The 22,209-nt window shown below is 38.5% G+C and carries 14 protein-coding genes; 7 read left to right on the forward strand and 7 right to left on the reverse strand.

All coding sequences use genetic code 11. The annotated features are described in order from the left end of the window. Positions 1-27: 27 nt before the first annotated feature. The 5 genes from mutL to JEM65_RS01370 form a co-directional block, all read right to left on the reverse strand. Positions 28-1,878, reverse strand: coding sequence for a DNA mismatch repair endonuclease MutL (mutL, locus tag JEM65_RS01350; protein WP_199596751.1), 1,851 nt, complete (start codon positions 1,876-1,878; stop codon positions 28-30). Continuing rightward, complete coding sequence (locus tag JEM65_RS01355) at positions 1,878-2,159, reverse strand: riboflavin synthase subunit beta (RefSeq protein ID WP_199596752.1); 282 nt, start codon at positions 2,157-2,159, stop codon at positions 1,878-1,880. The genes mutL and JEM65_RS01355 overlap by 1 nt, the downstream gene beginning before the upstream one ends. A gap of 5 nt (positions 2,160-2,164) precedes the next feature. Continuing rightward, on the reverse strand, positions 2,165-2,374 hold the full coding sequence (locus JEM65_RS01360) for a hypothetical protein (RefSeq protein WP_199596753.1): 210 nt from the start codon (positions 2,372-2,374) through the stop codon (positions 2,165-2,167). A gap of 322 nt (positions 2,375-2,696) precedes the next feature. Next, entirely contained in the window at positions 2,697-3,182 is a 486-nt protein-coding gene (gene ribH / locus JEM65_RS01365) for a 6,7-dimethyl-8-ribityllumazine synthase (RefSeq protein ID WP_199596754.1), read from the reverse strand. 3 nt (positions 3,183-3,185) lie between these two features. After that, a complete protein-coding gene (locus JEM65_RS01370; RefSeq protein ID WP_199596755.1) occupies positions 3,186-3,953 on the reverse strand; it encodes a tetratricopeptide repeat protein in 768 nt (255 codons plus the stop codon). A 257-nt stretch (positions 3,954-4,210) separates the two neighbouring features. Between JEM65_RS01370 and recF the strand changes: the two genes are divergently transcribed. From recF to JEM65_RS01390, 4 genes are all read left to right on the forward strand, one after another. After that, positions 4,211-5,290, forward strand: a complete 1,080-nt coding sequence (recF, locus tag JEM65_RS01375; protein ID WP_199596756.1) for a DNA replication/repair protein RecF — start codon at positions 4,211-4,213, stop codon at positions 5,288-5,290. Continuing rightward, positions 5,287-5,706 carry a lipocalin family protein gene (locus JEM65_RS01380; RefSeq protein WP_233530479.1) on the forward strand — a complete coding sequence of 140 codons (420 nt, stop codon included), beginning with the start codon at positions 5,287-5,289 and terminating at the stop codon, positions 5,704-5,706. Before recF ends, JEM65_RS01380 begins: the two co-directional genes overlap by 4 nt. 123 nt (positions 5,707-5,829) lie before the next feature. Beyond that, positions 5,830-6,126, forward strand: a complete 297-nt coding sequence (locus tag JEM65_RS01385) for a DUF721 domain-containing protein (protein ID WP_199596757.1) — start codon at positions 5,830-5,832, stop codon at positions 6,124-6,126. A gap of 219 nt (positions 6,127-6,345) precedes the next feature. Then, positions 6,346-6,537, forward strand: coding sequence for a cold-shock protein (locus JEM65_RS01390; RefSeq protein ID WP_066432710.1), 192 nt, complete (start codon positions 6,346-6,348; stop codon positions 6,535-6,537). Positions 6,538-6,741: 204 nt separating this feature from the next. Here the strand turns inward: JEM65_RS01390 and JEM65_RS01395 are convergent, their stop codons facing one another. Further along, the gene (locus JEM65_RS01395) at positions 6,742-7,161 is read right to left on the reverse strand and encodes a nucleoside-diphosphate kinase (RefSeq protein WP_199596758.1); all 420 of its coding nucleotides are present in this window, start codon (positions 7,159-7,161) and stop codon (positions 6,742-6,744) included. A gap of 174 nt (positions 7,162-7,335) precedes the next feature. Between JEM65_RS01395 and JEM65_RS01400 the strand changes: the two genes are divergently transcribed. Genes JEM65_RS01400 through JEM65_RS01410 form a run of 3 tightly spaced genes read left to right on the forward strand, consistent with a single transcriptional unit; the run spans position 7,336 to position 10,062 of the window. Next, the gene (locus JEM65_RS01400; RefSeq protein WP_199596759.1) at positions 7,336-8,352 is read left to right on the forward strand and encodes a DHH family phosphoesterase; all 1,017 of its coding nucleotides are present in this window, start codon (positions 7,336-7,338) and stop codon (positions 8,350-8,352) included. Further along, entirely contained in the window at positions 8,349-8,897 is a 549-nt protein-coding gene (gldI, locus tag JEM65_RS01405) for a gliding motility-associated peptidyl-prolyl isomerase GldI (protein WP_199596760.1), read from the forward strand. The genes JEM65_RS01400 and gldI overlap by 4 nt, the downstream gene beginning before the upstream one ends. 4 nt (positions 8,898-8,901) lie before the next feature. After that, complete coding sequence (locus JEM65_RS01410; RefSeq protein WP_199596761.1) at positions 8,902-10,062, forward strand: peptidylprolyl isomerase; 1,161 nt, start codon at positions 8,902-8,904, stop codon at positions 10,060-10,062. Between the two features lie 599 nt (positions 10,063-10,661). On the opposite strand, the gene JEM65_RS01415 is transcribed toward JEM65_RS01410, so the two are convergent. Beyond that, entirely contained in the window at positions 10,662-21,692 is an 11,031-nt protein-coding gene (locus tag JEM65_RS01415; protein WP_199596762.1) for a LamG-like jellyroll fold domain-containing protein, read from the reverse strand. Between the last annotated feature and the right edge of the window lie 517 nt (positions 21,693-22,209).

Here is a 22,209-nt window from a genome sequence, read left to right on the forward strand (position 1 = left end):
TCTTCTTTTGTCTTAACGTTAATATAATTACATAAATTTCCTGTCAACCTCATCAATCGTTATTGTAATAAACGTCGCGCGATTGGTAGGTGAAACAGAAGGCTCCTTGCAGGCAAAAAGACTATTTACTAAGTGCTCTTGCTCTAAATTTGATAAGGATTGCCCTGTTTTTATGGCCAAACTTTTTGCCATGGATTTTGCCAGGAGATCTGTGGCGCTAAAGTGACTGTCAGGCACTTCCTGCTCAACATCACTAATCAGTTGTTCCAAAATTATGGATACTTCACTATCCGGGACGTTTATAGGCAGCCCGGTAATTTCTACCTGTCCTTCAGCAATAGCAGAAAACACAAAGCCCGTCGCTTCTAAATCGCTCTGCAATTGTTTTAAAATAGTCAATTCTGCACCTGTAAAATGTAAGTGTAACGGAAATAACAACTGCTGACTTACAGCTTCCTTAACGGTCACACTTTTTAAAAGCCCTTCGTATAAAACGCGCTGATGCGCACGATGTTGATCTATCATCAACATTCCCGATTTGATAGTGCTAATAATATATTTATTCTGAAATTGATAAGTGCTTTGGGCATTGTCCTGCTGCAATTGATTACCAAATAGCGATGCATTTTCTGGCTCACTTTCAAATTCTACTTGACTGAAATCCTGTGAGTCGCGTGTGCCTTTAGACTCTAACCCCACATACAAACTGTCCCAACTATTGGGCGTTTGTTTTTTAAATGATGACGTTTGTTTACCAGAAGAGCGTTCTTCCCTAAACGGATTATAATCACGGTCTACTTCTACCGTTGGGGTTTCAGCACCTTTATCTTTATAATTGTACGGGGTATCCAAATTGGTATCATAGTCAAAATCCAACACAGGCGCAATGTTAAACTGTCCCAAACTATGTTTTACCGAAGATCTCAAAATAGCATACAGCGTATGCTCATCATCAAACTTAATCTCCGTTTTTGTTGGATGGATGTTAATATCAATCGATTTTGGATCGACCGTTAAATTTAAAAAATAGATGGGATGATTGCCATCTTTAACCAATCCGTCAAAAGCCGCGTTGATAGCGTGATTGAGATACGGACTTTTGATAAATCTGTTATTGACGAAAAAGAATTGTTCTGATTTGGTCTTCTTTGCAAATTGCGGTTTCCCAACAAAGCCTGAAATTTTTAATACCTCAGTCGTCTCTTCCACAGGAACTAATTTTTCATTCGTTTTAGTACCGAAAATATGGACCACACGTTGGCGGTAATTGCTTTCGTGTAAATTGAAGAGCTCGCTCCCATTGTGGTACATGGCAAACGCTATAGTAGGATGTGCCAAAGCCACCCGATGAAATTCATCAATAATGTGGCGCAACTCCACCGTATTGGATTTTAAAAAATTACGGCGGGCAGGAATATTAAAAAATAAATGTTTTACAGCTATGGACGTCCCTGTTGGGGTTACTGTAACTTCCTGGGTTTTAATTTCACTACCCTCAATGGCTATTAGCGTGCCAAGTTCTTCAGATTCCTGTTTGGATTTTAATTCTACGTGCGCAATGGCGGCAATACTAGCCAATGCCTCGCCTCTAAAGCCTTTTGTATTTAAACTGAACAAGTCATCTGCCGAGCGGATTTTTGACGTTGCGTGACGCTCAAAACTCAATCGTGCATCCGTAGGGCTCATGCCCTTACCGTTATCAATAACCTGAACAAGGGTTTTTCCCGAGTCTTTAATGATTAATTTTATAGCGGTTGCATCAGCGTCAATGGCATTTTCAAGCAATTCCTTGACCACAGAAGCGGGACGCTGTACGACCTCTCCTGCTGCAATTTGGTTAGCAACATGATCTGGTAAAAGTTGAATGATATCTGACATTAGCCTTTTGGAAAGAATATGGACAAATCAAAGCCTATAATTAAGAGGAAAATAAATATTAAAATTCCAACAATTATAAGTGTGCGTTTGTTTGCGGATTTATCAGGCGTGTTTTTATAGTCGTCCCAAGCATTTTCAAATTTCCCTTTCAAACCAACTTTTCCGATGGTTTTTCTTTGATCATCAAACTTATGCTTAATCTCAAAAGGGTTTCCCTCACCTTTATAGTGCTGCGGTATATAGTTAAATTTTTTGTTTTGACGTGTTTTAAAGATGCCCATAATTTCTAAATTTCGTAGTTACTCAAAATATACCAAGCACCAATTACCATACCTAAAATGATTAAGAGAATGAGTAATGTTGGCGTCTTTTTTTTGCGCTGATTTTTTTGGCGCCAATGGGGCTCAAATTCATAGGATGCGTCCTTATGACGATCTTTGAGATGCCTTGGCGTGTAACTGAAACGTTTAGGTTGCCGTTGTTTAAATAAACTCACTGTTGAACGCTTTGCCTTTGTGAACTTCAAATGTACTCAAAATACGAGGAAAAACGATGCTTAAACTACTAAAAATTGTTAACAAGAAGGAAGGAAGTTTGGAGTTTGGAGTTCGGAGTTAGGTGAAGGACAGATAACGGGTGACCGAGGACGGCTGCATCAGAATCGTGGTGAATATTACTATAGCACAGAGTCACACAGCACATCAAAACTAAAGATTTGCCCATTTACAAATTCGTAGCTATAAAAAAAAACTACTTGTTGAAGACTGTCAACTGAAAACTGCCAACTGAAAACTGCCAACTGAAGACTGCCAACTGAATCACGCCTTCTGACGCAACACCGCCATTTTAATAGCCGCTACTGCAGCTTCAACGCCTTTATTGCCGTGTTTCCCACCGGATCTATCGATAGACTGTTGCATGGTGTTATCAGTCAACACACAAAAGATTACTGGGGTGTCATGTATCACATTCAAATCTTTGATCCCATTGGCAACGGCTTCACATACAAAATCAAAATGTTTGGTCTCCCCTTGAATCAAACAACCTATAGCAATAACTGCATCAACCTGATGTTCCTGCATTTTTTTGCTACCATAGATAAGCTCATAACTACCTGGCACATGCCAGATGAATATATTTTCAGACAATGCACCATGTTCTACCAAGGTACTGAGGGCACCTTCATAAAGATTATCTGTAATATTACTATTCCATTCTGAAACAACAATCCCAAACCGAAGGTCCTTCGCATTTGGGATTGTGTTTTTATCGTAATCTGATAAATTTTGATTTTTAGTTGCCATGTCTTACAAACTTGCTTGTGCCTGTCCTATGAACACTTCAATATTAGTTGCCTCATTAGACATTGGGTACGTCTCTTTTATAGTATTGAAATGGTCAAGTGCCTTTTCTCTTTTACCTAAAGTCAATGCCACATTTCCTGCTTTAAACAAATACATTGGTGTAGTGTACTCGTTTTTATTTAAACTCGCCGCTTTTTCATAATAGGTCAACGCGTCTTCAGGTTGGTTTAGCTGAACAAAAGCATCGCCAATTCTTCCTTTTGCAATAGGTGCCAATATTTTATCATCGCCAGAAAAATCACCCAAATATTTTACAGTATTTTGGTAATCGTTCAAATTGTAATACGCCATCCCGGCATAATAGGTAGCTAAATTAGCCGCAGGCGTCCCACCGTATTCGTTGATAATATCCAACATACCATATTTTCCTTCACCACCGTTTAAGGATAAAGTATATAAAGAATCTTTTGCATTGGTATCATTAACGGCTTGTTCAAAGTATTGTTGTGCTTTAAACATCTCGTTCATTGCTTCACTAGCCTTCGGTTCAGCCACAAATTTGTTGTAACCTAAATACCCCAAGACAACAACAGCAATCACTGCCACAGCCCCAATAATGTACTTTTGGTTCTGTACAGCCCATTCTTCCGTTTTAGAAGCAGACTCATCCAGAGTGTTAAATACCTCCGCCGTTGTTGAGTTATCCTCTAGAGCTTCGGTTTTTTCAGCTTCTGTTTTTGGTTTGTATCCTCTTTTCTTATAAGTTGCCATATCGTCGTAATTTGTGGATCGCAAAATTAAAATTTTAATTGGTATAAAAAAGGTAAATTATTTGTTATTTTTCAATAATTTGCACATCCTTTCGCAAGTTGACTAAAATCTTAATGAACAACCTCGACCCANNGCGTCGGGGAATAAAACCCAAGGATCCCGCTAAAAAGCGGGATTAGTTCAACTAACAATTTTTAATTCATTGCTTCGCAACTTTTAAAAATTGAGTTTCACTAATTTAAAAGCGAATTTTTTACATGGTTTTAAACACACTTTCCTTACTAAATTACAAGAATTTTGACAGTCAAGATTTTACTTTTGACCAAAAAATAAATTGTTTTGTGGGTGCCAATGGCATAGGAAAAACCAATGTTTTGGACGCCATTTACAACCTGTCTTTTGGGAAAAGTTATTTTAACCCTATCGCCACACAAAACATCCGTCATGGCGAGGAATTCTTTGTGGTGGAGGGGCTATTTGAAAAAGATGAGCGAGACGAGAAAATCATCGTCTCGCTAAAAAAAGGTCAGAAAAAGATGATCAAGCGCAATGGAAAAGCCTACGACAAATTCAGTGATCATATTGGTTTTATCCCCTTGGTAATTATTTCTCCGGCAGATAGAGACTTGATTATTGAAGGCAGTGAAACCAGAAGAAAATTTATTGATAGCGTCATCTCTCAAAGTGACAAAAATTACCTCAACCAACTCATCAACTACAACAAAGTGCTTCAACAACGCAATGCATTATTGAAGTATTTTGCGTTGAACAACACTTTTAATGCCCAAACCTTAGAAGTTTATAACGAACAATTGCAGGTGTATGGCTCTGAAATTTTCTCGACCAGAAAGGCGTTTTTAGAAACGTTTATCCCTATTTTTAAAGCGCGTTATAACGCGATCAGTAATCAACAGGAGCCGGTGCATTTAAGTTATAAAAGTGACCTGTTTGAAGACGATCTGAATTCACTGTTGAAATTAAATATCAATAAAGACAAAGCGCTGCACTACACCTCTGTGGGCATCCATAAAGACGATTTGAATTTTGAAATTGACGGGTTCCCAATTAAGAAATTTGGAAGTCAAGGCCAGCAGAAATCATTTTTAATTGCTTTAAAACTGGCCCAATTTGATTTTATAAAAGCGCAAAGTGGCGTCTCTCCTATTTTGCTTTTGGATGATATTTTTGATAAATTAGATGAGAATCGTGTGGCTCAAATAATTGAGTTGGTTGATAATGAGAATTTTGGACAGCTTTTTATTAGTGACACCCATGCTGACCGGACCGAAAACATTATTAAACAGGTACATCAATCGTATAAAATATTTAAACTTTGAAAAAATTACTACTCTATAGTGCCCTATTTTTAGTGATGGCATGCAGCAAAGACCCAGAAAGTTTTATTCCCCATGTAAGCGGCTATTGGGAAATATACGAAGTGACTTTGGCAGATGGCTCTAAAAGGGAATACACCTATAATGACACTGTTGATTATTTAAGCGTTACAGATAGTTTGACGGGGTTTAGAAAAAAAATGAAGCCCAGTTTTGATGGCACCTATACCACTTCAGAAGATGCCGAAAGCCTAACATTAAAAATCGAAAGTGATAGTCTGCATATTTATTATACCACACCTTACGCGACATGGAAAGAAACGGTTTTAAATGCAACAGAAGATGAACTTTTGATTGTAAACCAACAAAATGTACGCTACCTTTATAAGCGCTTTATACCTATAACTGTCGAAAAATAGTTAAGTATAAAATCTAGATTATCCCACAGCCTATCATTAAGAACAGTGTTTTGGTGGGAAAGAGAAGACAATCTATCCCAATATCACATCAAAAATTAATTAAACGCCCTCTAAACAATCCCAATGGCCAAACGCAATAAAGATAATCTCTCCATTAGTGATCTCTTAAAGGAATTTGTTGACAGTAATAAGCTGCAACCAGGCTTGGACAAAGTAAATGTTAAAGATGCTTGGGCAGAAATGATGGGCAACGGCGTTAACAATTACACCACGGCTATTCAATTGGAGCGCGACACGCTTTATGTACAATTAAGCTCTAGTGTATTACGAGAAGAATTGAGTTATGGTAAAGAAAAGATCATTAGCATGCTCAACGAATCCTTGGGGAAGGACGTCATTAAAAAGTTGGTTCTGAGGTAAAATCAGCCTGGAAATTGGCAAGATGTTCAAGAACTACTGTATTTATTATTGCATTGCACCTCAAATGCGGGTGGTAAATCTCAACTAAGGTGAGATAAACACCTAAAAAAACATACATAACCCTGTCATTTAAAAATATTTATGGCCTAAAATGTAGTTTGTATACTTTTTGGCATTATCTTTGAACAATTATATACAATTAATTTAATATTTATTACAATGAGTAAAGGAACAGTAAAATTTTTCAACGATGCTAAAGGCTTCGGTTTTATCGTAGAAGAAGGAAACAACAAAGAACATTTTGTTCACATTTCAGGATTAATCGACGAAGTTCGTGAAGGCGACGAAGTTGAATTCGATCTTACAGAAGGAAAAAAAGGATTAAACGCAGTTAACGTAAAAGTTATCTAATATATAAGCTTTTTTAAATGTAAAGGCCCGCAACACTGTTGCGGGCCTTTTTGCTTTTAATTAATGTCAACAAAAAAGCCTAGAATTAAATAGTTCTAGGCCCTTCATGCTTTTTGCTTCGCTTCATTGAACTGGATACAAACATTAAACTATTAAAAAGTCTGATATCTACTATCTAAAAGCGCAGCGGTCTCATATCTTTTACTAAAACATATCTCTTCCTGCAAAATGAAAAGCACTTTCAATAGCTGCATTTTCATCACTGTCACTTCCATGAACGGCGTTTTCACCAATAGAAGCTGCATATAGCTTACGGATTGTTCCTTCAGCTGCGTCAGCAGGATTTGTAGCACCAATTAAAGTTCTAAAATCTTCAACTGCATTTTCTTTTTCCAACACAGCAGCCACAATTGGTCCGCGAGTCATATACTCTACCAACTCACCGTAAAAAGGTCTTTCGCTGTGTACCGCATAAAATTCCTGTGCGTCAGCAGTAGTCATGTGCGTTAATTTTAATGCTACAATTTTAAAGCCTGAAGCACTGATTTTCTCTAAGATTGCCCCAATGTGTCCTTTCTCGACTGCATCTGGCTTAAGCATTGTAAATGTTCTGTTAGTTGCCATATTTGTAAGTTATTTAATTCTGATTTATATTAATTTTTAATTGTTGCGCGCTCCAATTTTGAATGCTTAGTGTAATTTACATTTTGTAAAGCACTGATAAATTTCGTGCAAAAGTACGGCATTTATCAGAAAAAACCATATTATGGATCTTAAAAAATTGTATCTTCGCACGCTATGACTGAACACGATATTACAGAAATAAAGGCCTTATTATCTACGCCAAAACACATTGTTATTGTGCCACATAAAAACCCTGACGGAGACGCCATGGGGTCTACTTTGGGGCTGTTACACTATCTTACAAAGTACAATCATAAAGCCACAGTAATCGTACCCAATGATTATCCTGACTTTTTAAAATGGCTCCCAGGTGACGATCAAGTTATCATTTATGAATCTGATAGGATGAATGCTGAAAGTCTGATAGCACAAGCGGATATTATTTTTACGCTCGATTTTAATGCGCTGCACCGCTCAGGAAATATGGAGACGCCATTGGAGGATTCTAAGGCAATTAAAATCATGATTGACCATCATCAACAACCAGACGGCTACGCCAAGTACAAGTTTAGTGATGTTGCCATGAGCTCTACCTGCGAAATGATATATCATTTTATTAACATGCTTGACGATGCGGCCGATATTGAACATCATATCGCCACCTGTCTTTATGCTGGTATTTTGACCGACACGGGTTCTTTCAGGTTTCCATCTTCTACGAGTACAACACATATTGTAGCTGCGGAATTGATTGACAAAGGCGCTGACCATTCTGAAATCTATAATGCAATTTACGACACCAATAGTTTTGAACGTCTACAATTGTTAGGAGTCGCACTCAAAAATTTAAAGATTCTTCCAGAATATAGAACAGCCTACATTACCTTAACTCAAGAGGAGTTGAATGCTGCCAACTTTAAGAAAGGCGATACGGAGGGATTTGTAAACTATGGCCTATCAATCAAAAATATTATTTTTGCTATCATCTTTATTGAGCATAAACAAGAGGGGATTATTAAGATTTCCTTGCGGAGCAAAGGTGATTTTTCCGTCAATGAATTCTCTCGAGAAAACTTTGGAGGTGGTGGCCATACCAACGCTGCAGGAGGTAAAAGCGACCTTAGTTTAAATGAAACAGTTGAAAAATTTATTAGTATATTGCCAAGCTATAAACACACCTTAAATTTATGAAAAGAGCCCTTCTTCTCATTACGCTCTTAGCGCTTGGCATCAGTAGCTGTAAGTCTCCCGAAGCCAGAAGACCTATATCCCAAAAAACAGGTTCTTTTATAAAAATATCCGCAGAGCGCAATAAAAAATTAAACGCAGAAGAGACTGCAAGAATTCAAAATATAATTCAATCTGACACCACTAAAACATATATTGCTTCAGAAAGCGGGTTTTGGTACTATTACAATACTAAAGTTGAAAAAGACACCATTACACCAGCGTTTGGAGACATCGTTAACTTTGATTATGATGTAAAAGATTTTAATGGTAATGACATTTATTCTGATAAAGACATCCGTCCGCGTGATTATGCGATGGACCAAGAACAACTATTTACAGGACTCCGAGAAGGGTTAAAACTCATGAAACCAGGTGAAACTGTCACCTTTTTATTTCCTTCTCAAAAAGCTTACGGTTACTATGGTGACAAGAACAAAATTGGCACAAACACTCCCGTTATTTGCGAAGTGACCGTAAATTCAATAATTCAAAACCAAAACGATTAAAACTATGCGATTGATTAAAAAGGCTTTTGGCCTGTTACTACTAATGCTTCTTGTTACCGCAACAGCTTGCAAGGACAAATATCCAGATTTAGAAGACGGATTGTACACTGAAATTATCACCAACCAAGGCACGATGGTGCTCCGATTGGAATACCAGAAAGCACCGGTTACCGTAGCCAATTTTATTTCTTTAGCCGAAGGGACCAACACCCTTGTAGACAGTGCTTATATCGGTAAAAAATATTATAACGGCTTGACGTTCCATAGAATTATTGACGAATTTATGATTCAAGGTGGCGATCCTACAGGCGTTGGAAGCGGTAGCCCTGGCTATAAATTTAACAATGAAATTTCTGAAGATTTAAAGCACGATAAAGTCGGCACCCTGTCCATGGCCAACTCTGGCCCTAACACCAACGGGAGCCAGTTTTTTATCACAGAAGGTGCAACCCCTAACTTAGATGGTGGTTATAATGTTTTTGGATATATAGTGATGGGAGAAGATGTTTTACACACCTTAGCCGGCGTCGAAACTGCACCTGGAGACAAACCAATTGATCCTGTGATTATGGAAGAAGTCAACATCATCAGAAAAGGAAAAGAGGCTAAAAACTTTGATGCCCCAGTTATTTTTAAAGAGCATTTTGCGAAAGCTGAAGATGAAGAAAAAGAGCGTCTTGCTAAAGCTGAAGCAGATCAAAAGATTAAAGAAGAAAAAAGTGCTAGCGCTGCTGCAGATATGAAACCTGCATTAGATACTTATGAAGGCAAATCAAAAACTTTAGCCTCAGGTTTAAAAATGTTCAACATAACGAAAGGCACAGGCGACAAACCAAAAACTGGCGACACTGCGAAACTTTATTATGAAGGCTACTTTACTGACGGTCGTTTATTTGACAGTAATGTTAAGAGCATCGAAGAAAACTACGGCATGTACAATGAGCAAAAGGATCAGGCAGAGATGTATAACCCAATGCCGACTAAAATCGGTCCTGATGCCCCAATGATCGCTGGTTTTAGAGAAGCAGCTTCACAAATGCGTGTGGGGGATAAATCGTACTTCTTTTTACCATCCCATTTGGCTTACGGAGAACGCGGAAACCGGGTTATTCCACCAGGAACAGATTTGATCTTTATTATTGAAATGGTTGGAGTCGAAAAATAGTTTAAAAGAACTTATACATTCTTATATTAAGATTCATGAGTGTCCGGTAAAACAAGTAAAAAGTTTACAAAGCCCATTAAAGTAAGACCTGATAAGCGATATTAAAAATGGTACCTTGCTTTTTGAAACCAATTTCATTTAGAGTGATTGGGCAAATTTAATTTAGAATAACGACTGTTTATCAGTCAGTTATATTCAAATCTCTGTTCTTTTCCCGATAGCTATCGGGACTATAAGCACAGCGATCTTTATTCTTTATCGGACAATAATGATTAAGATTATAAAACAATAAATAATGTAGCTTAAAATATCTAACCGCCCGGATTTTTCAGGGCGGTTTTTTTGCTTATACCAGACACGCCTTTAGTTTATCTCTCCTTCCTATCTTCTCTTATTATTGGACGTTTTACGGATGCTATTAACACCATGCCCCATCTGCTCCATTATTATATCTTTCTTAAAATATCATCGTATCGTTATAGATTAAGATACTTGATAAGTTCCGGGAGTGTTCAACCCATTATTACAAAAAACTTCCTGTTCTGGAGACAGAAACGGCTATATAACTAATTACCTTAGAATACATAGTAGCCATTATCTTAGTATTTAAGAACAATCTTCTTATTATAAGTTCCAGTATCTGTTTGGATTTTTATCACATAACTACCTTCAGGTAAATTCTTAACAGGAATTTTCATCTCATTGGACAATGTTATATTGGTCGCATTCCATGCTTGAACCGTTTGTCCGATGATGTTGACTAAATACACCTGTTTTACATTAATCCCACTTGGGGTTTGTATAAAGATTTCATCTGTGTTCTGTAAAAATTTCACTACGACATTTTTGAAATCTTCATCAATTATTGACAAGGTCTTATCGTCTTTAAAGACAAGGAAGAAGCGCTTATCATAGTTTCCTGCGTCTAGGGAGATAGCAAAACTGGTAGTGTTGATTTGGTGATAAGTCCCCAATACTGAATCATAAATGTAAACGTCTATAGCTTCACTGAAATTTTCCAATTCAGTTAATTTAATTTCTATAGCACCATCTTTTGACAACTGCATAGCAAAAGGAAATTTCTTGGTCTCCTCAAAATCACCTACTCCCTGAATGATGTATTTAGACTCATTAATCGACCACGATAAATCACTAGAGATAGCATCTCTATTTACAGCATCATATCCATAATCCACCCCATCTGTAGCTAAATAATTTGGAACAAACCCTAATAACAATGGTCGAACTGTTCCTTCTGGAGATTTAAATTCTAAACGTATACGTTTAATTGAATCTTTCTGAGGATTATTAGTTCTATAGTTTGCAGCACTGGTATTACCATCAGCACCTCTTAAAAATAGGGAGCTGCCACTACCTTCTCGATTGAAAACGCGCTGACTATTTTTAAAAATGAGTGTTCCTCCTGTCGTCGTATTCGCAGTTACAAAAAATCCTTGTCCTACGGGTATAAATTGACCAGGTTGTTTGGATCCTGCTCCGCCCTCAATGACTACCCCATCAGAAGTTATGAGTGGAGTAACTGCTGTTAATCCACCACTTAAGTTATAAGTAGCATAGCCGCCTTGATACTCCCTCAAAATATGCGTATTATTAACTCCAAAGTGATCCCAAAACTGTATAGACCCATCTATAAGACTACTTGCATTATCCATAATAAAGGCTTTAGCATCAATGGCAGAAGGATATGGGTTGCCAACCAAAGCATCATTACCGGGAGAGATCGGATTTGTAATAGTACCATTGTTAGGTTTACCAACAAATACATAGTTTTGAGTGGCAGTTGATGCTCCGCTTCCTTTCATTGTATAGCCTAGCCCAATGTTAATGGCGGTATTCTCGTTAATTCTTTCCCATGAGGCATAGGTATTTGATTTTTTATTGGTATATGTAGTCAACCAACGTGTGCTCAAGTTAATTGGAGGTCCTGGTGCCCCATTATGACCACTTATCCAAGTGATTGGGACCGGAGCTGAAGAATTCGTTCCGTCACGAAGCACACCTGAAAGTGTATAATTGCCCGCACTACTGCCTTGCGCAACTACAGGAGATCCCCAATAATTATAGTTAAATAGGTTGCCAGTACCTTGTTGGTCACGTTTTAATTTCCCAGTACTAGCGGCATCTAAAAGACCACCCTCATCCTGTACGAGTTGTGACTCTCCAACAAGATCAATAGTACCATCCAATTTTAAATAATGGGTCACACGTAGTCCGTTACCATCATTAGTTTCGTTATCAGAACCAGCACCCTTGATGGTCAATTTATTACTATTTACCAATAAGCCCAAAAGTGTCAAATCTCTAGTGTTCGAAATTATGTCGTGATCGGTAGAAACAATATTCCAATCTATTCGAGTTGAATTATCAATACCGACGCTATTTGGAGTATCCCATACGTCAAAATTAGTCCAAGTATTGTCCGCGTCCCAAGTTTGACCGCTTACTCTTGAAGTGTACGGTAATGGTGCTGTATTTGGCTGATTAGTGGTCATGTTTCTTAATCTTCCAGCTACGGTTCCTGCAAGCGAAATTAAGCCCGCACAGTCAAAATTCATACGATAGTACCCATCTAAATCTGTCCAGTTAAGTCCTGAAATAGGGAAAGGTATCACTTCACCAGCCACGGCAGTACCATCAATTTTAATTTTCTGATTCATCATTTGACGCAACTGCACTTGAGTAATTTTTTTATTCCAAAGGCGTACCTCATCAATCCAACCGTTAAAATAATTCATAGGTTTATTTGGTGGGCTTCCTGCTTGATCCATGGCACCCAATAGGAATTTTGAATTGTTGGTTATAGGAGCTACACCAGTAGTTGTTTTCACTAAAATTCCGTCTATATATAATTCATAGTTGCCACCTCCAAAAGCGACCGCTACATGGTACCATCTGCTTGTAGTTAAAAGATATGGAGAGGTGATACTCTCTGAGCCATTACAATTGAAGGATAATGCAGCACCATTTAAACTTAAATCATAGCCGGTAGCATTATTGTTTACATTCCGTTTGGATAAAATAGTTTGATTGCCAACAATTGAATTTGGTTTCACCCAAGCTTCAAAGCTAAAGTTAGCACCACGATTAAAAGCATCACCAAATGTGATGTAATCATCCGTACCATCAAAATCTACCTTGTTACAATCTTCCAATACTACAGTTATATTACTACTGCACTTATCAACAGTCCAAGTTAAGATATAAGTTCCAGCAGGACCAGTAAACGTCGCTCGTGGGTCATCATTTTTAGAGAAAATAGGCGTGATGCCACATATTGCTGTATTTGGAGATACAGACCATATGCCTCCAACACCAGTACCTGGTTTAGCAAAATTTAGTGTTGAATCAGTATTAACATAGGCTCCATTAGCAATATTGTCTGCAGCTGTGAGCGTATTATCATAAGCATTAAGTGCGACTGTAGATTCTCCACATTTACCAGATGCCGGCGTAAAATTTTGGCCTGCATAGGCATAGTTAACGTTAACTGAAATATCTACAGAATTTTGGTCTGTTATGGCATAATTACATCCGTTTAAATAGGATGTTACAGTGTATGTATGCACTCCAGGAAATTTAGGAGTTTGTACATATGATGCTTGGTTACTTACTTCCACTCCTGCTTCATTAGTCCATACAATATTTTCATTTATAGGTCTGTCCGGAATTCTTATATTATCTATAGCCCAAGAACTAGCATTGCTACTGCTATAATTAAATCTGAGTCTTAAATTGGTTTGCCCTATATATGGACTTAAATCAATTTCCATATTTGGAAAGGCATTATAAGGAGACAGTGTAGACGGTCCTGTAAAAGTTGCAAGCACTGTGGTATAGTTAATACCCCCGTTCATAGAAATCTCTACTTTTGCAGTTGCTCCTGCCAGTAAATTATAGGCATGATTAAATCGAAGTTTGGCAGTATTCAAACCTAAAAGATTAAAAATTGGTGTTTCCAAAACTGAACGTTCATTAGAGTAACCACTAACATTACCACTAGTGATAGCGAATTTTCCCGTGGCTAAATAATTAATCCCCGAGTACGTTCCACCATTTGAAGCACTTAGTCTAAAACCATCAGTTTTAGTACTACTACTACCTGCATTTAAGCAATTGTCACAACCATCAGCCTTCCAACCCTTAGGATTGGAGTTTTCAAATGCACCTCCTTCTTCTATTAGGCTTCCTGTTGCATAACCGCTAGTAGCATTAAATGTTACGGTCTCACCCAAACAAATGGTCTCTTCAGACACACTAACTGGGTTTGGTTTAATATCATTAGGAATTACACTTATTACAGCAATACTTGAAGGCGTTTCGCTACAATTTCCACTTTTTATGATGGCTCTATATATTCTTGTAGCATTTACATTATCATAGCCCTGAGAATCAGTGGTATTTGCTATATCAATCCAAACCGCTCCAGAATTTGTACTGTATTGCCATTTTACAATTGTACCTGTATACCCACTTAAAATTAATGGCGGGTTTGAATTTGAGTCATAGCACACGAGTTTTGTTCTATCCGTAGTACCTTGAATATTTATGACACCTCCATTAGAAGCTTCATAAATAGTTACGGTTTCCGTGTGCACTACGTCTATACAACCTCCCGAAGCAGGAATAGTATTTGTGATGGTGTACGTTCCTGCAGCACTGGTAGCAAGGTCAATTGCTCCTGTAGTGGCATTTAATCCTAAGGCCAAATTGGCTGGCGAGGAGGTGTAAGTGTACGTACCAGCAACACCGCCACTAGCATATGATAATATAGGGTTTACACCAGTTTTACAATATTCAGACATCTCATAATTAAAAACTGCAACTGGTAGGGCACCAATGGTAACATTAAACGTTTCACTTACAACTGTTGTGGCACAACCAGCTGGAATATTGGCTGTATACGTCACTTGATATACCCCTACATCACTACTATTTGGACTAATTGTGATGACATTGTTCATGAGACTTACGTCTAAATTAGAATTTGGTGTAACTGCTAAAGAGCCACTAAGATCATTATCTACAACAATTGTGCGTGTATAATCAGTAGTATCCGTTTCGCAATATTGCGCAACGCTAGTATCAAATGTTGTGATTACAGGCAAGGCATTGATTGTTATTTTAAAAGACTCTTGAACTTCACCACAACCACCTGCAACCGCAGTAAAGGTATAAAGCAGATCATAAGTACCGGCTACACTTGCAGAGACATCAATTTCACCTGTTGCTGCATTTGTAAAGACGACTCCATCTGGGGTAGAGGTGAAAGTTCCACCTGAATCACCTGAAATTATTGCGATCGGATCCGTACCATTATTACAAAATACAGATTCTGAATAAGTGAAATTGGCATCTGGCTTGGCTTCGATGATAATTTCGAACGACTCATTGACAACTGTTGAACAACCATCAGGATTAATAGCTGTGTAGGTAATTGTATACGTATCAGGAGCCACACCATTTGGAGAGAACTTGCCGGTTGTACTATCGATAGATAAACCCGAACTTGCCGAATAAGTTCCTCCAAAGCCATTTGAAACCGTAATTGTTGGTGTATATGTAGCCACGTCCGACTCACAATATCCTGAATCAGTATAGCTAAAGGCAGTGATTACAGGCAATGGGTTTATAGTCACAACTGTAGTTGCTGAATCATCTGCTGGACATCCACCAGAAGCCGGGATAGTATACGTTACTGTATAAGTCCCTGGATCGCTATTTGACGGATCAATATCTCCGTTGGTTTTAAGATCAAGATTAGGTCCACCAGAAGTTGCCACCGCAGCAAAAGTCCCAATAGTATAGGCATGTGTACCTGTTAGTGTAACAGATTTTAGTGTGGTATCATTTGAACATAATGGAGAGGTATAACTAATTGTTGCAGTCGGTATTTGTGTCACCGTTAAAGAGGCAATAGTCGTATTGGCCTCTGAACAAGTGCCGCCATCACTAAGTATTTGTAATGCATAGTCTCCCGCATCACCAGCAGCAATGTTTTGAATTTCTAAAGTAAAAGTATTTAATGTTCCGGCCGTCGTAAATGTTGGTGTACCTCCACTAAAATTGGCGCCATCTTTTTTCCATTGGTGAGATCCGATAGAGCCCGTCGCTTCAACTGTAAAGGTGACAGTATTACCAACGCAATCAGTAACTTCTATTGGTTGTGTGGTGATATCTATATCCTTGTTCACTATTAAGACCGCCACTTCTGACGTTACAGGATCACATGTACTATTTCCGCTAACAATAACATAATAATTTCCAGCATGAGCTGTACTCGTATTTGTAAAATTCAAGGTATTGCTGGTTGCCCCTGCAATTTGCGGCGGACTATTAAGTACTGCCACCCCACTTCCTGGATTGCCTTTATACCATTGATAGGTAAGATCGTCACCGGATGCGACAACACTGAGGGCCGCAGGCTGCGTGGCACATACCCCTAAATTTTCAGTGTTTTCATTTATAAATGGTTTCTTGGAAATGGCGATAATAATCGTTTCACTTACGGCACCACAAGGACCAGCTGCATCAGGATCATTTGTTGTAAAGGTTAAGGTCACAGTACCATTATTAATATCTGAAGTGCTTGGCGTATAGGTTGTGGATGTCGCAGAAGCATTTGCAAAACCACCATTATTATTGGAGCTTGAAGTCCAAGTACCCGAAGTTGCACTACCATTACTCAAATCTGCAACAATTGTAGATGATTCATCTGAACAGATATCAGTATCCCCGGTTACTACTAAGTTTACCGCTTCATTAATAGTGACAACAATTGCGTCTGAAACATCCAGACAAGGACCGGTACCATCTGGATCATTAGAACTAAAAGTTAATGTCACAGTGCCATTTTGCACATCATTCGCACTAGGTGTGTATGTTGTAGAAGCTGCTGTAGTATTTCCAAAACCGCCATTATTATTGGAACTTGAGGTCCATGTGCCAGATGTTGCACTGCCACCAAAACTACCGTTAAGCGTGACATTTTCTCCTTCACAAATAATTGCAGTTGCTGGTCCCGCATCTATAGTGGCAGCCTTGTTTACTAGTATATTTGTAGTCTTTTCAACTGGGATACAAGTACCGTTTGAACTTGATGTTAATTTTAAAACTACTTCCCCGTTATAATTAGTGGCTGGTAAATACGTCACATTTTCTGGATTAGCAGAAAATCCAGATGCTGGACTTAAGCTACCACCACCAGAAACGATGGACCATTGCGCAGTTGCTCCCGAAGGGCCACCGACGGATGCGCCAGATAAAGTTATTGCAGTTGGACTTGCAGATTGGCAAACGGGACCGTAGGTGCCAGTAACTAGCGTAGGTAATTCATCAATATTAAAAACCCTAGTGTCAGAGATAGTTGCGCAAGCTCCGGGAGCATTTGTGGTAAGGGTTAAGGTAACTTGACCAGTGTAATTAGCCTGTGGTGTATAGGTAACAGTTGACGGCGTATTGGTTTGAGCAGTGCTACTTAAGCTACCACCTCCGTTTGTGATGGACCATGCAGCCGTAGCATTCCCGTTGCCACCCCCAACACTCGCACCATTAAGCGTAACTGCCGTTGGTATATCAGATTGGCAAATGTTGCCTTGTGTACCTGCAACTACTGTTGGAGCTTCATTTATGATGATCGTCCTGTTAGCATTGACACTAGGACATTTTCCAGGTGCATTGGTTGATAAGCGTAAAACGACGTCACCTTTATAGTTAACTGCTGGGGTGTAGGTCACAGCGGCAGGAGTTGAGGTCATTCCTGAAGATGATAATGAACCTCCGCCCGAGATAATAATCCATTCACCTTGCGCTCCAGTCCCAACACTAGCACCAGATAATGGTATTGGAGTTGGACTTGTTGACTGGCAAACCGTGATGGCTAGACCAGGCGTGACCGTATTGAGCGGGTTTACAACAATTGTGGCTGTAGGTTTTGTCGTAAATGTATTTATACAAGGAGAGTTATTTATATAGGCTACACTTTGAATAATAACATCTGTAGTCATGGTTAATGCAGCTGTAGTAAAATTAGCTGTTGCAGTAGTGCCATTGCCAGCACCCAGTGCTATGGTTTGGTTAGGATTGGTTCCAACTTTAAAGGTGATGGTGGTGTTGGGTGTACCACTAAATATTACTGATCCAGTAGACCCAGTACAAATAGCACCGTTACTTGCAACGGATGCTGTTGGTGTATCCCGGACATATATTTTCATATCATCTTTTGCCCCTTGACCACAATTATTCGTTCCTGATGGTTTTATCGTTTGAATAGTAATAGTAATTTCAGTAAATGCTAAATTGGGCGGTAGCTTATACCAAGCATCTAACCAATCGCCACTATTGCCAGAAGAGAATTTTATGAATTCTCCTCCAGCACCATTATCACTCCACCACCATTCACCCTTTTTATCCTGTCCATAATTTTTTACGTCGGCTACAGTAACCGAACCAGCTAATCTAATTCGAGTGTTACTATCTCGATTAATTGCACATATATATTGGTCTGGTCCAGCATTAGCTGCTACACTACCAATTTTTATAGCTTGAAATGCAGCGTCACTCGGACCGCATGAATTAATAGCTGTAACTGAAACAATTCCAGCCGATGCATTTGACGCGACATTAACAGTCACTTTATGGCTATCTGCGCCACTTGTAATTGAAAAACCACTTGGGAAAGTCCAATTATAAGTTTGCACATTTGGATCTGCTGTAACTTCGTATGTTTCTGTACTAGTAGGGCAAATTATAAATGATGATGATAATATATCCAGATTTGTTGGAATAGCTGGCACACCATTAAATATTCTAATAGTTCCTGCTTGAACTGCCGCGCTCCCAGCCCCGCATCCCGTTGGAGTTACTGTAAAATTATAAGTACCTATAGTGGCCGCACTGGTTGTAGTTCCTGTTACTGTATAGATTTTTGTAGCAGCGTTATAAGATCCTGATAAGGTAATTCCTGTCCCTGGAGAAGCTGTAACAGTTGCACCAGCTGCAGTACCTCCATTTGTTATCTTAAAAGTCATTGCAGGAATCGTACTTCCCGCACAAATATTCGGATTTTTGTTCCCTGAATCTAAAGCTATGCTAACCGTGTCGCTTACGGTAATCACTACAGGGTTTACCGTATAACATCCCGCTGTATTTGCACTTCTTATATAATAGGTACTAGAGTTAGTAGGATTTACAGTTGCAGCAATAGCATTTGTGCCGCTATTCGCATTCGCTAAACTGCTAAAAAAAGTCAGTCCATTACCTGTATTGTTAGAGACCGTAGTACTCAAATCAATTGAATCCCCATTACAAATCTCGGTAGGCATTACGTCAAATGTTGGCAAAGAATCAACAGAAATAAGGATAGATGCGGTACTATAACATCCATTTGTAAGCTTACTTCTTACATAATACCTAGTTTCAGAAGCGGGACTTACACTAGCATTTATTGCGCTAGTTCCATCGTCGGCATTAGATTGGGTTGAATGAAAAGTTACGGTGTTACCATTAGTATTCGTAACCAGACTATTAAGATTAATTGATGTTTGGCTGCTTGCACAAACCGAACCATCTGCTACCGTCAATGTAGGCAGTGCATTTACTGAAATTACAATTTCTCCTACCTTAAAGCATCCTGTTCCGAGTTGTGTTCTTACCCAATAAGACATTTGAGTTGTAGGACTAACGGATGGCGCCATAGCAGAAGTTGCATCTGTCGCATTGGCTTCACTACTATAAAAGGTTGTTGTGCCATTGGTTGTGACTAACGTATTTAAATCTACAGAGGTCTGTCCGCTGGCACAAACAGCACCATTATTGATGGTAAGCGATGGTAAAGGATTGACCGTTACAGTCACTGAATTTGTGTTATAACATCCAGTTCCGGAATCCTCAGCCCGAACATAATAAGACGTAGTCGTAGTTGGTGATACATCTTTAGAAATAGTAGCAGTTTTATTCTTTGCATTCGCTAGCGATGTATAATACGTGAGGTTTGGCCCAGTAAAAATAGTGGACAGGTCAAAAGTATCCCCATTACAAATAGATGGGTTAGAGCCTACAGCAATAGTAGGTAAAGGATTTACGGCTACGTTAAGTTGTGAAGTAACATAGCAACCCGTATTAAATCTACTACGAACATAATAGGTCTTGTCTGCAGATGGACTCACCACATTTGCTATTGCACTACTGCCATTATCCGCATTTGCTGCTGTATCATGAAAGGTTACTGTTGCACCTGCATCGCTGGTAACTAAAGTATTTAAATTTATAGAGGTCTGATTACTGGCACACACTACGCCATTAGTAACAGTTAGAGTTGGCTTAGGGTTTACCGTAGTAACATTGACCGATTTTATAACTGTAGTTGGATTTACACAATTGGCAGTTGATGTCACCTTTAATTCAATAGTATTTGCACCTGCAACAGTTAACGCATTTGTAGTTAAGGTAGCAGTATTTGAAATTACTGCACCCCCATTTAATCGCCACTCATAGGTTGCAGTCCCAAAATTTTGAGGACTTCCAATAGTGAAAGTCGCATTTTCACCTATACATATATTTGATGGTGTAATGATGTTAAAATTGACGCTTTTTACTGGATTAACTGAAATTGTAGATGAATATTCCTTTTTTGGAGCACAAGAGCCACTTCCAAAAGTCATGACTAATTTTACAACATCATTGGGAGCTGTCCAACTATTGTAGCTAAAAGTCAACCCAGAACCTAATGAAACACCATCATTAACAAACCATTCATAGCTGGCAGAATCTGCACCAGGATTATTTGGTTGCGCTGTAAAATTTAAGGTATCAAAATCACAGACCGTAGTCTTATTTTCCGCTATTGAATATGTAACTGTGGCACTTGTAGTATATGGTTGAACGTTTACTGTGGCATTACTATTAGCAGATTGACCATTGGCATCAGTTACAGTCAGCACTACAGTATTAGCTCCAACATTTGAACAAGTAAACGCGGTAATATTTGTATCGAATGTCAAACCACCACACGCATCAGAAGACCCGTTGTTGACTGCATCTTTAGCAATTGTAGCATTGCCAGTAGCATCTAGATTTACTGTAACAATTTGCGTAGTTACCTGAGGAGGGATATTATCAACCACAGTAACTTGAAAGATACAAGTCTTTCCAGTCGGTACAGCACTCGCCTCACGTTCTTCATAAATTACTTCAGTAGTTCCAACAGGAAATAAATCGCCTTTCCCGAGCGCTGTAGTTAAAACCATTGCACCACCAGAAATATCTGTAGTTGGCAATGGAAAATCTACAATAGCACCACAAAATCCTGGATCTACAGATACCGATAAATCAATAGGACACGTAATTACTTCACGTAATTCAATTTCTATACCATCCAATTTGCCTTCTCGAGGACCATTAACCAAACGTTCATTAAACACCCGCTTTGATGCCGTAAACCCACTTAAGTTTAGGGCCTCAAAATGCCCGTGATACTCAAAATTGAGATTATAGCTTATTGGAACGCTACTTATAATGGAGTTTAAATTATATAAATTTGAATTCCCTAACGACACCTGAGTCACCAAAAAGAGTAATGTAAATCGAAAAATTTGAGAGTAGTATCTTTTCATATCCTAGAGTTATGGGAATGATATTAATCTTCATCATAATCATACCATGCCGTTATATTGCACAATCATGATATGCGAAAAAAAATGAATTGTTAGTGGGCCGTTAATGGGGGGGGGATATACTAAAGCTACGACAACTTATTTAGGATAGAGAATTTTGTCGATAAAGTGCATTTTAAAACTATAAAATCCATATTTTAATTTCCTGACGCCCAACGAATTAATTTTATATCTCGGTATTTAACGTCTTTACATACTGACCCTATAAAAAATAAAAGAGAGTCTGTGCTAAGTAAAACTTAGTCTATACAACTTCATGAAATGTTAATTTTCCTATTTTTTTTGAATTAGGATTAAAAAAAGCTCCATATATAATTCCAGAAATTGTTGTCCGATTAAAATTTACTGAATCTTCTAAAAAGATACAGTTATTCCTTATTATTATAAATCTCAAGACCTGTCTTTTCAATGTTTTACGGTTTATGTCTTGATTCCCTGCCTGCCGTTCTTTAGGGAG

The sequence above is a fragment of the Gelidibacter salicanalis genome, from assembly GCF_016469035.1.
GTDB classification, from domain to species: Bacteria; Bacteroidota; Bacteroidia; order Flavobacteriales; family Flavobacteriaceae; genus Gelidibacter; species Gelidibacter salicanalis_A.

What these genes read in the sequence shown, in the direction of transcription:
- mutL (WP_199596751.1), bottom strand. Translation starts at nt 1,878, where the DNA reads ATGTCAGATATCATTCAACTTTTACCAGATCATGTTGCTAACCAAATT.
- JEM65_RS01355 (WP_199596752.1), bottom strand. Translation starts at nt 2,159, where the DNA reads ATGGGCATCTTTAAAACACGTCAAAACAAAAAATTTAACTATATACCG.
- ribH (WP_199596754.1), bottom strand. Translation starts at nt 3,182, where the DNA reads ATGGCAACTAAAAATCAAAATTTATCAGATTACGATAAAAACACAATC.
- JEM65_RS01370 (WP_199596755.1), bottom strand. Translation starts at nt 3,953, where the DNA reads ATGGCAACTTATAAGAAAAGAGGATACAAACCAAAAACAGAAGCTGAA.
- recF (WP_199596756.1), top strand. Translation starts at nt 4,211, where the DNA reads ATGGTTTTAAACACACTTTCCTTACTAAATTACAAGAATTTTGACAGT.
- JEM65_RS01385 (WP_199596757.1), top strand. Translation starts at nt 5,830, where the DNA reads ATGGCCAAACGCAATAAAGATAATCTCTCCATTAGTGATCTCTTAAAG.
- JEM65_RS01390 (WP_066432710.1), top strand. Translation starts at nt 6,346, where the DNA reads ATGAGTAAAGGAACAGTAAAATTTTTCAACGATGCTAAAGGCTTCGGT.
- JEM65_RS01395 (WP_199596758.1), bottom strand. Translation starts at nt 7,161, where the DNA reads ATGGCAACTAACAGAACATTTACAATGCTTAAGCCAGATGCAGTCGAG.
- JEM65_RS01400 (WP_199596759.1), top strand. Translation starts at nt 7,336, where the DNA reads ATGACTGAACACGATATTACAGAAATAAAGGCCTTATTATCTACGCCA.
- gldI (WP_199596760.1), top strand. Translation starts at nt 8,349, where the DNA reads ATGAAAAGAGCCCTTCTTCTCATTACGCTCTTAGCGCTTGGCATCAGT.
- JEM65_RS01410 (WP_199596761.1), top strand. Translation starts at nt 8,902, where the DNA reads ATGCGATTGATTAAAAAGGCTTTTGGCCTGTTACTACTAATGCTTCTT.
- JEM65_RS01415 (WP_199596762.1), bottom strand. Translation starts at nt 21,692, where the DNA reads ATGAAAAGATACTACTCTCAAATTTTTCGATTTACATTACTCTTTTTG.